The organism is Streptomyces sp. NPDC059564 (genome assembly GCF_042735575.1).
Classification (GTDB): Bacteria; Actinomycetota; Actinomycetes; order Streptomycetales; family Streptomycetaceae; genus Streptomyces.
This window is the reverse complement of record NZ_JBHWBP010000006.1, coordinates 31099-45650: the sequence shown is the minus strand read 5'-3', so window position 1 is coordinate 45650 and position 14552 is coordinate 31099. Positions and strand designations below refer to the sequence as shown.

Below are 14552 nucleotides of genomic sequence, written 5' to 3'. Positions count from 1 at the left end.
GGCGAGCGCTCAGAGCTCGCCGAAGAGCAGGTTGCCGGGGGCGTCCTCGTCGTCCCCGGTGTAGTACTCGCGTACGGCGTCGAGGAGTTCGTCCACCGACAGGTACCCGTCGTGGTTCTTGTCGATCTTCGCGAAGAGGGTGTCCGCGTCGGCGGGCTCCAGCTCGGTGTCGAAGGCCAGCTGCGCCTTGTGGAACTCCTCGGGGCTGATGTGCCCGTCCCCGTTGGTGTCGGCGACCGTCAGGATCGCCTTCATCATCGGGCGGAAGGACTTGTCGTACGCGGGCCCGCCGTCCTTGTAGAGCCGGGTCATGCCGTCCCGGTACTGCGCGGGCGTGAGCTTCTGGTCCTCGCCGACGCCCAGCTCGTTGAACAGGTCCACCCAGAAGTCCGTGAGACCGCGGAAGACCTCGGCCGCCTTGGGGGAGGTGGCGGGCTCGGAGAGCGCGGAGAGCAGGCGCGACCCGAGGGCGATCATGTCCTTCTCGTCGATCACGCCGTTGGAGTCGGCGTCCAGGTGCGCGAACGCACGCTCCAGCTTGCGGTCGAGGAGGTCGTTCGTCATGGCAGATGCCCTTCGCGGCTGATCGGAACTACGGTGAGCGTTTGCTCGGCCACCTAGCGTAATCTCCTCGTTGATCGCGAACTCCCGCTCTCCCGCAAGGAAGTTGTGGATGCACTCTTACGAGGTATGGGCGGCCGGCGCCGAGGAGCCCGGCTGGGCCCGCGTCCCCCTCGCCACCCGGCCGGAACTGCTGCACGGCGTCTGCCGGGCCGTCGCCGAACGCGCCGACGAGCTGACCGCCCTGCTGGTCGCGGAGGGGCATCCGGTGCGCCTCGCCACCGCCCTGCGCCCGAGGGGGGCGGTCTTCGACCACGCGGCCTCGGCGGCGCTCTGACCCCCGGGGCGGCCGTTGCCCCGTGCAACCTTCCGGCACACCCGGGCGTCGTACGTGCGTACGTGTTACGTACGACTGATCGGGGGGCCGTGGTGGTGTGGCAGGGGCGGAAGGCGCGGAGCGCGTGGCGGCGGACCGTGTCGCTCGGGGTGTTCGGGGCGGCGCTCTGGCTGGCGGTGGGAGGGGTGTTCGCGGCCGCCCCGGCGCACGCCGCGACCGGCGGGTGCGAGGGCAGGCTGGTCAAGGCGCTGCCCTTCGTCACCGGCGAGGTGCGGGTGTACAAGAGCCGGGACCGGGCGTGCGCGGTGACCGTCGCCCTGCGGGCCGGGGAACGCCGTCACATGTCGGTGAGCATTCAGCCGCGTGGCGGCGTACCGGTGGGCGATGCGGGGCAATTCACCCGCTACGCGGGCCCCGTCAGCGTGGGCGCGATCAACCGATGTGTGTATGTAAAGGGCGGAGTGGCGGCCGGATCCGTCGATTCCGGCTGGATCCTGTGCTGAGGGTGCGACCCAACTAGGTCTGTTCAGAGGCGTGTTGACCCGGCTAGGTTCACGGCGACCACAGTGAACTCAAGGGGAGGGTGAATGCGCAAGACGCTCGGATGGCTGCTGTCGCTCCTGGTGCTGATCGGCACCATGGGTGCGGCCGGCGCCACGGCACAAGCGGCCACCGCCGCGGGGCCGGCCGCCGCCACGGACATCAAGGACCAGATCCTCGGCATTCCGGGGATGAGCCTGATCGAGGAGAAGCCGTACCCGGGGTACCGCTTCTTCGTCCTGAACTACGAGCAGCCGGTCGACCACCGGCAGCCGTGGAAGGGCACCTTCAAGCAGCGCCTGACCCTGCTGCACAAGGACGTCTCCCGGCCCACGGTGTTCTTCACCTCGGGCTACAACGTCAACACCAGCCCGCGCCGCAGCGAGCCGACGACCATCGTCGACGGCAACCAGGTCTCCCTGGAGTATCGATTCTTCACCCCCTCCCGGCCCGACCCGGCCAACTGGGGGAACCTGGACATCTGGCAGGCCGCCAGCGACCAGCACCGCATCTTCACCGCCCTGAAGAAGATCTACCCCAAGAACTGGCTGGCCACCGGCGGCAGCAAGGGCGGCATGACGGCGACGTACTACGAGCGCTACTACCCGCGTGACATGGACGGCGTCGTCGCGTACGTCGCGCCCAACGACGTCGTCAACAAGGAGGACTCGGCCTACGACCGGTTCTTCACCAAGGTCGGCACCAAGGAGTGCCGCGACAAGCTGAACAACGTGCAGCGCGAGGCGCTGATCCGCCGCGAGCCGCTGGAGGCCAAGTACGCGGCCGCCGCCGCCGAGAACGGCTGGACCTTCACCACCGTCGGCAGCCTCGACAAGGCCTTCGAGGCCGTCGTCCTGGACTACTCCTGGGCCTTCTGGCAGTACAGCCTGCTCGCCGACTGCGCCGGCATCCCGACCGCCGCCACCGCGAGCGACCAGGAGATCTGGGACACGGTCGACACCATCTCCGGCTTCTCGGCCTACGCCGACCAGGGACTGGAGACGTACACGCCGTACTACTACCAGGCCGGTACCCAGCTCGGCTCGCCCGACATCAAGCAGCCCCACCTCAAGGGCCTGACCCGCTACGGCTACCAGCCGCCGCGCAACTTCGTGCCGCGCGAGATCCCGATGACCTTCCAGCCGGGGGTCATGGCGGAGGTGGACACCTGGGTCCGCAACAACGCCCACCAGATGCTGTTCGTGTACGGGCAGAACGACCCGTGGGGCGCCGAGCCCTTCCACCTCGGGTACACCACCCGCGACAGCTACGTGATGATCGCGCCGGGCGCCAACCACGGGGCCAACGTCGCCAAGCTCCAGGAGGGCGAGAAGGTCCTCGCGACCGCGAAGATCCTCCAGTGGGCCGGGGTCGCCCCCGCCCAGACCCTGTCCGGCCGGGCCCAGGCCGCCGCGCCGCTGGCCGCGCCGGACCCGGTGCTCGACCAGGTCGACCTGAGGCACGAGCCGCAGCTGCGGCCGTAGTCCCCGGGAGCTAGGGGGCCACGGGCGGGTACGACAGCCCGTGGCCCAGGGGGTAGCGGCCCGGGACGGGGACCGGGAGGCGGCCGGCGGGCCGCCTCGCACCCGTCAGCACCCGGGCCGCCGCCCGCATCTCCACGTCCGTCCAGGAGTACGTCGCCACCTCGGCCGCACACTCCGGCAGCCGCGCCGGGTCGTACGGATTGCGGATGGCCACCAGCACCACCGGCACGCCCGTCGCGACCAGCTCCGCCACCAGCGTGCGCTGCGGACTCTCCCCCTCCGGGACGTTGTACGTGCACACGAGCACCGCCGCGCGGCCCGCTGCCGCCGCCACCGCCCGCGCGGGCGGGAGCGCCTCGGCCCGGCAGCCCAGCGCCGTCAGCTCCCGCGCCAGGACCGTCGTAGGGGGTCCCGTGGTACCCGTGGGGGAGACCGGGTCCGTCCCGGTGACCAGCAGCTCCGGCCCGGCCGCCGCGTCCAGCGGCAGCAGCCCCTCCGGATTGGCCAGCAGGGTCGTCGTGGCCGCCGCGATCTCGTCGGCCGCCTCCAGGTGCGCGGCCGTGCCGACCAGCGCGTCCACCCGGGCCGCCGAGGTGAAGGGGTCCTCGAACAGTCCCCGGCGGGCCTTGAGTTCCAGGATCCGCAGCACCGACTCCGCGATCCGCTCCCGCGTCAGCTCGCCCGACTCCACCGCCGCCAGCACGCCGCGCTGCGCCAGGGCGAGATCGGGCGCGTTCAGCAGCTGGTCGCAGCCCGCCTTGAGGGCCAGGACCGGGACCCGGTCGTCCCCGTACTTCTGGCGGACCCCCGCCATGTCGAGGGCGTCGGTGACCACCACCCCGCGGAAGCCCAGGCGTTCGCGCAGGATGCCGGTGACGACCGGCCGCGAGAGGGTCGCCGGATCCCCCGAGGGATCGAGCGCGGGGAAGACGATGTGCGCCGTCATCACGGCGTCCACGCCCGCCTCCACCGCCGCCCGGAACGGCGGCTCGTCCAGCTCCTCCCACCGCGCCCGGGTGTGCCGCATCACCGGCAGCCCGACGTGGCTGTCGGTCTCCGTGTCGCCGTGCCCCGGGAAGTGCTTCGCCGTCGCCGCCACCCCCGCCTCCTGGTAGCCGCGCACCTGGGCCGCCGCCAGGGCCGCCACCGCGCGCGGATCCGCGCCGAAGGACCGTACGCCGATCACCGGATTGGCCGGGTTCACGTTCACGTCGGACACCGGGGCGTAGTCCTGCCGGATGCCCAGCGCCGCCAGCTCCGTACCCGCCACCCGTGCCGCGCGGCGGGCCTCGGCCGTGGAACCCCCCGCGCCCAGCGCCATCGCCCCCGGCAGCAGGGCGGCCGGCCTGCCGATCCGGGCGACGGCCCCGTGCTCCTGGTCGGTGGAGAGCAGCAGCGGGATCCCGGCGCCCGAGCCGCCCGCCGCCCGCTGCAGGCCGTTGGACAGCTCGGCGATCTGGTGCGGGTCACGGGTGTTGTGCGCCCAGCCGAAGTAGACGACCCCGCCCAGGTGGTAGCGGGCGACCACCTCGGCGGCGGTGCGCACCCCGAACTGGGCCAGGTTCAGCTCGGCGTCCGCCGCGTCGGGATCGGTCGCGCAGTGCCCGTAGGCCCGGGACACGAACAGCTGCCCCACCTGCTCGGGCAGGCTCATCCGGGCCACCACCGCGCGCAGCCGCACCCGGTCCGGCCGGCGGCCCGGCGGTCCCCCGGGGGAGCGGGAGTCGTCGGGCGCCGCGCCGCGGGAGCCCACGGCGGCGGAGGCGGCCCCGGCGGCCGTGACGGCGGCCATGGCTGCGGCGGCGAGCAGGGCCCTGCGGGAGGCGTGGTACGGCACCCGCCGGACCCTACTGGCGGGGCGTCGCCCGCACGCCGGGGACACTCGGGAGGTCCCCCGGAAGGGGGGCCGCACGGGACCAGTGCTCCTGGAGGGTGGCCACGGCCTCGGTGATCGCCGGGCGGCGGGCGGCCCCGGTCCGCCACAGGGCGTACAGCCTGCGTACGGGGCCCGGCTCCAGCGGTACCGCCACCGCGCCCGGCGGCAGCGCGCCCGTCCCCAGCCGGGGCACGACGGCGATCCCGAGTCCGGCCGCGACCAGGGCCACGATCGTGTGGTTCTCCTCGGCCACGTGCGCGATGTCCGGCTCGAACCCGGCCGTGCGCATCGTCCGCACCAGCCAGTCGTGGCAGACCCGGCCGGGCGGCTGGCACACCCACCGCTGGCCCCCGAGGTCCGTCCGCCGCACCACCCGCCGGGCCGTGAACGGATGCCCCGCCGGGACCACCAGGTCGCAGGGGTCGTCCCCGATCACCGCCTGCTCCACCCCCTCGGGGGCCGGCAGCGGGGCGATGTCCCAGTCGTGCGCCACCGCCAGATCGGTGACCCCGCGGGCCACCAGGTCCACCGAGAGGTGGGGGTCCACCTCCGTGAGGCGTACGTCCAGCGCGGGATGCCGCCGGGCCAGGTCGGCCAGCACCCCCGGCAGCAGGCCGCGCGCGGCCGAGGCGAACGCGGCCACCGTCAGCAGCCCGCTCGGCTGCCCGCGCCGCTCCTCCAGGGTGGTCTCGGCGCGCTCGACGATCGCCAGCAGCTGCTGCGCCGTGTCGGCCAGGTGCCGGGCCTCCTCGGTGAGCGCGACCCCGCGGCCGCGGCGTTCCAGCAGAGTGGTGCGGGTCTCCCGCTCCAGCTTGGTGATCTGCTGCGAGATCGCCGAAGGGGTGTAGCCGAGGGCGGCCGCCGCGGCCGCGACCGAGCCGTGGACGGAGACGGCGTGCAGGGCGCGCAGCCGGGAGAGGTCGAGCATGGCCCCATCGTAGGCGCGCTCCCCGCCGCGGATCAGTAAGCGATGCTTCATCCATCCCGGAAGAGATCGGTGCTGGTGCTACACGGTCGGAGCGCCGATCCTCGGAGCATGCGTCCCGTACACACCGCACTCGCCGTCCTCGTCGCCGCCGTCTGGGGCTTCAACTTCGTCGTCATCGAGATCGGCCTCGGCCACTTCCCGCCGCTGCTGCTCTCCGCCCTGCGCTTCCTCGTCGCCGCGCTGCCCGCCGTCTTCTTCGTGGGGCGCCCCACGGTCGCCTGGAAGTGGATCCTCGGGGTCGGGGCGGCCCTCGGCATCGCCAAGTTCGGGCTGCTGTTCACCGGCATGGCCGCCGGGATGCCGGCCGGGCTGTCCTCCCTGGTGCTCCAGATCCAGGCCGTCTTCACCGCCCTGCTCGCCGCCGTCGTCCTGCGCGAACGGCCCGGCCGGGTGCGGCTGCTGGGCATGGGGGTGGCCCTGGCCGGGATCGGGGTCGCCGCCGTGGACCGGGGCGTCTCGGGGCCCGCCGCGGGCTTCACCCTGGTCGTCGCGGCCGCCGCCTGCTGGGGTGTGTCCAACGTGCTGACCCGCAAGGCCGCCCCGCCGGACGCCCTCAACTTCATGGTGTGGGTGTGCACCGTCCCCGTCGTCCCGCTGTTCGCGCTCTCGCTGCTGCTGGAGGGCCCCGACCGGGACCTGGCCGCGCTGCGCGCCCTGGACTGGTCCGGGGTGGCCGTCATCGGCTACGTCGCCTGGGTGTCCACCGTCTTCGGCTTCGGCGCCTGGGGGTACCTGCTGCGCCGCTACCCCGCCTCGTCCGTGGCCCCGTTCTCGCTGCTCGTGCCCGTCTTCGGGATGTCCTCGGCCGCGCTGGTGCTCGGGGAGGGCGTGTCGGGGACGCGCTGGATCGCGGCGGTGCTGCTGGTCGGCGGGGTCGGGCTGACCTCGCTGGCCCCCACGCGCGTCCCGGACCGTACGGGGGTCGGTCCGGGCGTCAGCGCGGGGAGTTCTCCTGGAGCGGCAGCCGCCAGTCCTGCCCGGTGAGGGCGACGCCGTACGAGCGGTGCGGGCGCTCGGCGACCAGGGTGAATCCGGCGCGCTCGTACAGGGAGCGGGCCTCGCGCAGCACGTCGTTGGTCCACAGCACCAGCTCGCGGTAGCCGACCGAACGGGCGAACGCGATCACGGCGGCGACCAGCCGGGCGCCGACGCCGTGGCCGCGGCCCTCCGGGTCCACGAGCAGCAGGCGCAGCCGGGCGGTGCCGGGCGCGCCGTCCTCCCGTACGCACATCACCGAACCGACCGGGCGGCCCTCGTGCTCGGCGATCCAGACCCGCTCCAGATGGGGGTCGTGGTCCTCGGCGAAGTCCGCGACGATCCGGGCCACCAGGCCCTCGAACTCCTGGTTCCAGCCGTACTCGGCGGCGTAGAGCGCGCCGTGGCGCTGCACGATCCAGCCCAGGTCCCCGGGCTCCGGATCCCGCAGCCGCACCGCGTCGGCGGGGTGGTCGGCAGGGGGCTTCATGGCGCCCAATTTAGCGCGCGGGGCGGGCCCGGGGGGCCGCTCGTACGCCCCGGTCCGCCCCTGCGCCGTACGGGTCGACCCCCGCGGGCGGCCTACTTCTTGCCGCCGCCCAGGATCTGGCCCAGCAGGTCGCCGAGGCCGCCGCCGCCCTCGGCGGGAGCCGCGCCGGGGGCGGGTGCGCCTCCTGCGTTGGCCGCGCCCGCGCCCGCCTTGCCCGCCGCCGCGCGCTTGGCGAAGACGGCCAGCAGCACCGGGATCAATAGTTCGATGACCCGGGAGACGGTGGCCACCGGGATGCCGGTCTTCTTCGAGACCGCCGAGGCCACCGGCTTGCTCACCTTGGCCAGCACCCCGGCCATCAGCCCGCCGCCGAGCAGCCCGCCGCCGAGGGTGGCCACGCCCTGCAGCGGCGGTTCGGCGACCTCGGCGAAGGCCTGGCGGACCTCGTGGCCGTCGTCGTCATCGGTGTCGGCTTTCTCCTGGAGACCGCCGGTCATGGCCCCCACGGTCGTGGCCACCGTGTCGCGCGCGCCGTTCGCGTCGGTGCCGAGCAGTCCGGCGATCTCGGTGAGCCTGTCGTCGCCGAGCTCGTTCAGCACGTCGTCCTGGAATGAAGGTTCGCTCATGCCGGAAACGCTACTTGTGCGGCGATTTGGTGGCACCTCGGACCACTTCCGGACCCCTTTTTGGTAACGGAAGGGTAAAGCCCCGGTTCCGCGTGCAACCCTCCGGGCGGGTGGCGGGTCGTAGGGTGCGTCGGCACTTCCGGGAGGGGATCTGGGGGGATCGGGAAGTCCGACGAGGGAGGGGTAACCGTGAGGGGGTCCGGCCGGAAGGCCGGACCCCCTTTCGTTGGTCCGGGCGGAGTTGTCCACAGGCCCCGGCGGGCTGTCGGCGCCGGACGGTAGCTTCGTGCCATGACAACCAACGGGGCCGTGCAACTGGCGGTGGTCGAGGGGGTGCTGGAACGCATCACCTACGCCAACGAGGAGAGCGGGTACACCGTCGCCCGGGTCGACACCGGCCGCGGCGCCGGAGACCTGCTGACCGTCGTCGGATCGCTGCTCGGCGCGCAGCCCGGCGAATCCCTGCGCATGGAGGGCCGCTGGGGCTCGCACCCCCAGTACGGAAAGCAGTTCAGCGTCGAGAACTACTCCACGCTGCTGCCCGCCACCATCCAGGGCATCCGCCGCTACCTCGGCTCCGGCCTCATCAAGGGCATCGGCCCGAAGATCGCCGACCGGATCGTGGAGCACTTCGGCACCGACACCCTCGACGTCATCGAGACCGAGCCCAAGCGCCTGATCGAGGTCCCCGGCCTCGGCCCCAAACGGACCAAGATGATCGGCGCGGCCTGGGAGGAGCAGAAGGCCATCAAGGAGGTCATGGTCTTCCTCCAGGGTGTCGGCGTCTCCACCTCCATCGCCGTGCGGATCTACAAGAAGTACGGCGACGCCTCCATCTCGGTGGTCAAGAACCAGCCCTACCGGCTCGCCGCCGACGTGTGGGGCATCGGCTTCCTCACCGCCGACCGGATCGCCCAGGCCGTCGGGATCCCGCACGACAGCCCCGAACGGGTCAAGGCCGGGCTCCAGTACGCCCTGTCCCAGTCCACCGACCAGGGGCACTGCTTCCTCCCCGAGGAACGGCTCATCGCCGACGGGGTCAAGCTGCTCCAGGTCGACACCGGCCTCGTCATCGACTGCCTCGCCGAGCTCGCCGCCGATCCCGAAGGAGTCGTACGGGAACGCGTGCCGGATCCGCAGGGCGGCCCCGACCCCCTCACCGCCGTGTACCTGGTCCCCTTCCATCGCGCGGAGCTGTCGCTGGTCGGCCAGGTCCGCCGGCTCCTGAACGCCGAGGAGGACCGGATGCCCGGCTTCCGGGACGTGGACTGGGAGAAGGCGCTGGGCTGGCTGGCCGGCCGCACCGGCGCCGCCCTCGCCCCCGAACAGCGCGACGCCGTCCGGCTGGCCCTCACCCGCCGGGTCGCCGTCCTCACCGGCGGGCCCGGCTGCGGGAAGTCGTTCACCGTGCGCTCCATCGTGGAGCTGGCCCGCGCCAAGAAGGCCAAGGTGGTGCTCGCCGCCCCCACCGGGCGGGCCGCGAAACGGCTCTCGGAGCTGACCGGGGCCGAGGCGTCCACCGTGCACCGGCTGCTGGAGCTCAAGCCCGGCGGGGACGCGGCGTACGACCGGGACCGGCCCTTGGACGCCGATCTCGTCGTGGTCGACGAAGCCTCGATGCTGGATCTGCTGCTGGCGAACAAACTCGTCAAGGCCGTGGCCCCCGGCGCACATCTGCTGCTCGTCGGCGATGTGGACCAGCTGCCCTCCGTCGGTGCGGGGGAGGTGCTCAGGGACCTGCTGGCCGAGGGCGGTCCGGTGCCCGCCGTCCGGCTGACCAGGATCTTCCGCCAGGCCCAGCAGTCGGGCGTGGTCACCAACGCGCACCGCATCAACACCGGGGTCCCGCCCATCACCGACGGGCTGCCGGACTTCTTCCTCTTCCCCGAAGAGGACACCGAGGCGGCCGGAGTCCTCGCCGTGGACGTGGCCGCCCGTCGAATTCCGGCCAGATTCGGCCTGGACCCGCGGCGCGACATCCAGGTGCTGGCGCCCATGCACCGGGGCCCGGCCGGCGCCGGGAACCTCAACGGACTGCTCCAGCAGGCCATCACCCCGGCGCGCCCGAACCTGCCCGAGAAGCGGTTCGGCGGCCGGGTCTTCCGGGTCGGGGACAAGGTCACCCAGATCCGCAACAACTACGAGAAGGGCGCCAACGGTGTCTTCAACGGCACCGTCGGCGTGGTCACCGACCTTGACCTGGACGAACAGCGGCTGACCGTGCGGACGGAGGAGGATGAGGAGGTGGGGTACGAGTTCGCGGAGCTCGACGAGCTCGCCCACGCGTACGCCGTCACCATCCACCGTTCCCAGGGGAGTGAATACCCGGCGGTCGTGATCCCCGTCACCACCGGGGCCTGGATGATGCTCCAGCGAAATCTTCTCTACACGGCGGTGACCAGGGCGAAGAAACTGGTCGTCCTGGTCGGGTCCCGGAAGGCTCTCGGCCAGGCGGTGCGTACCGTTTCCGCAGGCAGGAGGTACACGGCCGTCGCTCCTCGGCTTTCCGGCCGGATACCGGTGGGAAACATCACCTAGATGATCGATCATTTGGGCTATCCCCACCGGTGGGCAGGGGGCAGGATGAGCAGCTTGAAGGCACTCAGTGCCGTCAAAAACACCAAACCCCGACCCCGAGTGCACTCACCTGTGCCAAATGGGGGAAGGTAGAGGCAGTCAGGGCACCTCGAAGAAGAGGCACTACGTCGGTGAGGGATGACGTGAGCGACAACTCTGTAGTACTCCGGTACGCGGACGGTGAATACACCTACCCGGTGGTCGAGAGCACCGTCGGTGACCAGGGCTTCGACATCTCGAAGCTCCGGGCCCAGACCGGGCTCGTCACGCTGGACAGCGGCTACGGAAACACCGCCGCCTACAAGTCCGCGATTACCTACCTCGACGGCGAGCAGGGCATCCTGCGCTACCGCGGCTACCCGATCGAGCAGCTGGCGGAGCGCTCGACCTTCATCGAGGTCGCCTACCTGCTGATCAACGGTGAGCTGCCGACCGTCGACCAGCTCGCGTCCTTCCGCAACGAAATCACCCAGCACACGCTGCTGCACGAGGACGTGAAGCGCTTCTACGACGGCTTCCCGCGTGACGCGCACCCGATGGCGATGCTGTCCTCGGTGGTCAGCGCGCTGTCGACGTTCTACCAGGACAGCCACAACCCGTTCGACGAGAAGCAGCGCCACCTCTCGACGATCCGGCTGCTGGCCAAGCTCCCGACGATCGCCGCGTACGCGTACAAGAAGTCGGTCGGCCACCCGGTGGTCTACCCGCGCAACGACCTCGGCTACGTCGAGAACTTCCTGCGCATGACCTTCTCCGTGCCGGCCCAGGAGTACGACCTGGACCCGGTCGTGGTCTCGGCGCTCGACAAGCTGCTGATCCTGCACGCGGACCACGAGCAGAACTGCTCGACCTCCACCGTGCGTCTGGTGGGCTCCTCGCAGGCGAACATGTTCGCCTCGATCTCCGCCGGCATCTCCGCCCTGTGGGGCCCGCTGCACGGCGGCGCCAACCAGTCCGTCCTCGAGATGCTGGAAGGCATCAAGAACGACGGCGGCGACGTCGACGCCTTCATCCGCAAGGTGAAGAACAAGGAAGACGGCGTCCGCCTGATGGGCTTCGGGCACCGCGTCTACAAGAGCTTCGACCCCCGGGCGAAGATCATCAAGGCGGCGGCGCACGACGTCCTGTCGGCGCTCGGCAAGAGCGACGAGCTGCTGGACATCGCGCTCAAGCTGGAAGAGCACGCGCTGGCCGACGAGTACTTCGTCTCGCGCAACCTCTACCCGAACGTGGACTTCTACACCGGTCTCATCTACCGGGCCATGGGCTTCCCGACCGAGATGTTCACCGTGCTCTTCGCGCTCGGCCGGCTTCCCGGCTGGATCGCCCAGTGGCACGAGATGATCAAGGAGCCCGGCTCCCGCATCGGCCGTCCGCGCCAGATCTACACCGGCGAGGTCCTGCGCGACTTCGTCCCCGTCGAGGCCCGCTGACAGCGAGCCCCGCGGCCTGGGCTTACGAAAAGCGCCCCGCCGTCGATCCCCCCACGGGTCGACGGTCGGGGCGCTTTCCTTTTCCCCGGCGGCGGATTCCCCCCACGGGACCCGCGCCGGGGCGTCGGTGTGTGCCGGGACCCGTTCGGGTCGGGAGGGCCGCTCAAAGCTTCCCGAGGGCACGCGTCCCGGCCGGCAGATGCCGAGGACGTCCCCCAAGACCTCCTGAAACGTCCCCCAAGACGTTTTCGGCATCGCCCCATTAGACCCGTGCCGACCCCGGATGGTTACGTTGCGATCACTGTGATCTGCGTCTCCCGTGAAGGAACTGTGGAGGCTACGGGGAGGGGCTCTACTAGCGGAAGGACCGCAACCGCAGGCTGTTGGTCACCACGAAGACCGAGGAGAAGGCCATCGCGGCCCCCGCGATCATCGGGTTGAGCAGGCCCGCGGCGGCCAGCGGCAGCGCCGCGACGTTGTAGCCGAAGGCCCAGAAGAGATTGCCCTTGATGACGGCGAGGGTCCGGCGGGAGAGCCGGATCGCGTCCGCCGCCACCCGCAGGTCGCCCCGTACGAGGGTCAGGTCGGCGGCCTCGATGGCCGCGTCGGTACCGGTGCCCATGGCCAGGCCCAGGTCCGCTTGGGCCAGCGCGGCCGCGTCGTTGACCCCGTCGCCCACCATGGCGACCGTACGGCCCTCGGCCTGGAGCCCGCGGACCACGTCGGCCTTGTCCTCGGGGAGCACCTCGGCGATGACCCGGTCGATGCCGACCTCGCGGGCCACCGCCCGGGCCGCGGCCTCGTTGTCGCCGGTCAGCAGGATCGGGGTGAGGCCGAGGGCGCGCAGCAGGGTCACGGCCTCGGCGCTGGTCTCCTTGACCGCGTCGGCGACCGTAAGCACCCCGCGGGCGGCCCCGTCCCAGGCCACCAGCACGGCCGTGCCGCCCGCGGCCTCGGCGGCGGCCTTGGCGTCGGCGAGCCCGGCGGGCAGGGTGACCGACCGGTCGGCCAGCAGCCGTTCGCGCCCCACGAGGACGGCGTGGCCCTCGACGGTGCCCTCGACGCCGAGGCCGCCGTGATTGCGGAAGCCCTCCGGGACCGCCAGGCCGCCGGCGAGGTCCGCGGCCCCCGCCGCGACGGCCCGGGCGATCGGGTGCTCCGAGGCGTGCTCCAGGGACCCGGCCAGGCGCAGCAGTTCGTCCGCGTCGACGCCCTCGGCGGGGTGGACGCCGGACAGGGTCATCCGGCCGGTGGTGACGGTTCCGGTCTTGTCCAGCACGACGGTGTCCACCCGCCGGGTGGACTCCAGCACCTCGGGGCCCTTGATCAGGATGCCGAGCTGCGCTCCCCGCCCGGTGCCGACCATCAGCGCGGTCGGGGTGGCCAGGCCCAGGGCGCAGGGGCAGGCGATGATCAGGACGGCCACGGCGGCGGTGAAGGCGGCGGTGGGGTCGTCGGTGATGAGCAGCCAGGTGACCCAGGTGCCGAGCGCGAGGAGCAGGACGACCGGCACGAAGACCGCGGACACGCGGTCGGCGAGCCGCTGCACCTCGGCCTTGCCGTTCTGCGCGTCCTCGACCATCTTCGCCATCCGGGCGAGCTGGGTGTCGGCCCCGATCCGGGTGGCCTCGACGACGAGCCGGCCGGAGGCGTTGACCGTGGCGCCGGTCACCGGGTCGCCGACGCCGGTCTCCACGGGGACGGATTCGCCGGTCAGCATGGAGGCGTCCACGGCGGCGGAGCCCTCGACGACGGTCCCGTCGGTGGCGATCTTCTCGCCGGGCCGCACGACGAACCGGTCGCCGACGGCGAGGGCGCCCACGGGGACGCGGACCTCCCGGCCCCCGCGCAGCACGGCCACGTCCTTGGCGCCCAGCTCCAGCAGGGCCTTGAGGGCCGCGCCCGCCTTCCGCTTGGAGCGGGCCTCCAGGTAGCGGCCGAGCAGGATGAAGCTGACGACCCCCGCCGCGACCTCCAGGTAGAGGGCGGAGGAGCCGTCGCTCCGCGAGACGGTGACGTCGAAGCCGTGCCGCATGCCGGGCATGCCCGCGTGCCCGAAGAACAGGGCCCACAGTGACCAGGTGAAGGCGGCGAGGGTGCCCAGCGACACCAGGGTGTCCATGGTGGCGGCGCCGTGCCGGGCGTTGGTCCAGGCGGCCCTGTGGAAGGGGAAGGCCCCCCAGACGGCCACGGGCGCGGCCAGGGTCAGCGAGAGCCACTGCCAGTTGTCGAACTGCAGGGCCGGAACCATCGAGAGCAGGACGACGGGCAGCGCGAGGGCGGCGGACACCAGCAGCCGCTGGCGCAGCGCGGCGAGTTCCGGGTCGCGTACGGCGGCGTCGGGCTCCGCCCGGGCCTGTGCCGGGGGCGGCGGGGGTGCGGGCTCCTCGGCGGTGTACCCGGTCTTGACGACGGTCGCGATCAGGTCGGCGACCCGCACGTCCCCGGTGTAGGAGACGTGGGCCTTCTCGGTGGCGTAGTTCACCGTGGCCTCGACGCCGTCCATCCGGTTGAGCTTCTTCTCGATCCGGGCGGCGCACGAGGCGCAGGTCATCCCGCCGATCGTCAGCTCGACCGCCGCTATGGGCGCTTCGTGGACTGTGCTGGTCATCGTTCCGGCTCCAGGGGGAGGGCCGGTCCGTACGGGACCAGTATGAGCTGGCCG

The 14552-nt window shown here is 72.1% G+C and carries 11 protein-coding genes and 1 pseudogene; 6 read left to right on the top strand and 6 right to left on the bottom strand.

From position 1 onward, the window contains the following. Positions 1 to 9: 9 nt before the first annotated feature. Complete coding sequence (locus tag ACFV0Q_RS02880; protein ID WP_384999452.1) at positions 10 to 564, bottom strand: EF-hand domain-containing protein; 555 nt, start codon at positions 562 to 564, stop codon at positions 10 to 12. A gap of 109 nt (positions 565 to 673) precedes the next feature. Here ACFV0Q_RS02880 and ACFV0Q_RS02875 point away from each other — a divergent pair, with 109 nt between their 5' ends. From ACFV0Q_RS02875 to ACFV0Q_RS02865, 3 genes are all read left to right on the top strand, one after another. Beyond that, the gene (locus ACFV0Q_RS02875; protein ID WP_384999449.1) at positions 674 to 898 is read left to right on the top strand and encodes a hypothetical protein; all 225 of its coding nucleotides are present in this window, start codon (positions 674 to 676) and stop codon (positions 896 to 898) included. A 137-nt stretch (positions 899 to 1035) separates the two neighbouring features. Beyond that, positions 1036 to 1401 (top strand): hypothetical protein, encoded by a 366-nt coding sequence (locus tag ACFV0Q_RS02870; protein ID WP_384999446.1) that lies wholly within the window; start codon positions 1036 to 1038, stop codon positions 1399 to 1401. Positions 1402 to 1485: 84 nt separating this feature from the next. Then, positions 1486 to 2922, top strand: coding sequence for an aminopeptidase (locus ACFV0Q_RS02865; RefSeq protein ID WP_384999443.1), 1437 nt, complete (start codon positions 1486 to 1488; stop codon positions 2920 to 2922). A gap of 10 nt (positions 2923 to 2932) precedes the next feature. Here the strand turns inward: ACFV0Q_RS02865 and ACFV0Q_RS02860 are convergent, their stop codons facing one another. Together ACFV0Q_RS02860 and ACFV0Q_RS02855 are read right to left on the bottom strand one after the other, a co-directional pair. Next, positions 2933 to 4714 carry a glycoside hydrolase family 3 N-terminal domain-containing protein gene (locus tag ACFV0Q_RS02860; protein ID WP_384999527.1) on the bottom strand — a complete coding sequence of 594 codons (1782 nt, stop codon included), beginning with the start codon at positions 4712 to 4714 and terminating at the stop codon, positions 2933 to 2935. A 55-nt stretch (positions 4715 to 4769) separates the two neighbouring features. After that, positions 4770 to 5726 carry a LysR substrate-binding domain-containing protein gene (locus tag ACFV0Q_RS02855; RefSeq protein WP_384999440.1) on the bottom strand — a complete coding sequence of 319 codons (957 nt, stop codon included), beginning with the start codon at positions 5724 to 5726 and terminating at the stop codon, positions 4770 to 4772. Between the two features lie 108 nt (positions 5727 to 5834). Here ACFV0Q_RS02855 and ACFV0Q_RS02850 point away from each other — a divergent pair, with 108 nt between their 5' ends. Next, positions 5835 to 6770, top strand: a complete 936-nt coding sequence (locus ACFV0Q_RS02850; protein WP_384999437.1) for an EamA family transporter — start codon at positions 5835 to 5837, stop codon at positions 6768 to 6770. Here the strand turns inward: ACFV0Q_RS02850 and ACFV0Q_RS02845 are convergent. Both ACFV0Q_RS02845 and ACFV0Q_RS02840 read right to left on the bottom strand, forming a co-directional pair. Continuing rightward, a pseudogene (locus ACFV0Q_RS02845) lies at positions 6721 to 7386 on the bottom strand (GNAT family N-acetyltransferase); the annotation flags it as partial. The gene ACFV0Q_RS02850 and the pseudogene ACFV0Q_RS02845 overlap by 50 nt on opposite strands. After that, the gene (locus tag ACFV0Q_RS02840; RefSeq protein WP_384999435.1) at positions 7344 to 7877 is read right to left on the bottom strand and encodes a DUF937 domain-containing protein; all 534 of its coding nucleotides are present in this window, start codon (positions 7875 to 7877) and stop codon (positions 7344 to 7346) included. The pseudogene ACFV0Q_RS02845 and the gene ACFV0Q_RS02840, both read right to left, overlap by 43 nt. Before the next feature lie 291 nt (positions 7878 to 8168). On the opposite strand from ACFV0Q_RS02840, the gene ACFV0Q_RS02835 reads away from it, so the two are divergent. After that, entirely contained in the window at positions 8169 to 10415 is a 2247-nt protein-coding gene (locus ACFV0Q_RS02835) for an ATP-dependent RecD-like DNA helicase (protein ID WP_384999432.1), read from the top strand. Between the two features lie 182 nt (positions 10416 to 10597). After that, the gene (locus ACFV0Q_RS02830) at positions 10598 to 11887 is read left to right on the top strand and encodes a citrate synthase (protein WP_030229520.1); all 1290 of its coding nucleotides are present in this window, start codon (positions 10598 to 10600) and stop codon (positions 11885 to 11887) included. Positions 11888 to 12242: 355 nt separating this feature from the next. Here ACFV0Q_RS02830 and ACFV0Q_RS02825 read toward each other — a convergent pair whose 3' ends face one another. Then, positions 12243 to 14498: a heavy metal translocating P-type ATPase gene (locus tag ACFV0Q_RS02825; protein WP_384999428.1), complete on the bottom strand. Its 2256-nt coding sequence runs from the start codon at positions 14496 to 14498 to the stop codon at positions 12243 to 12245. Positions 14499 to 14552: the final 54 nt, after the last annotated feature.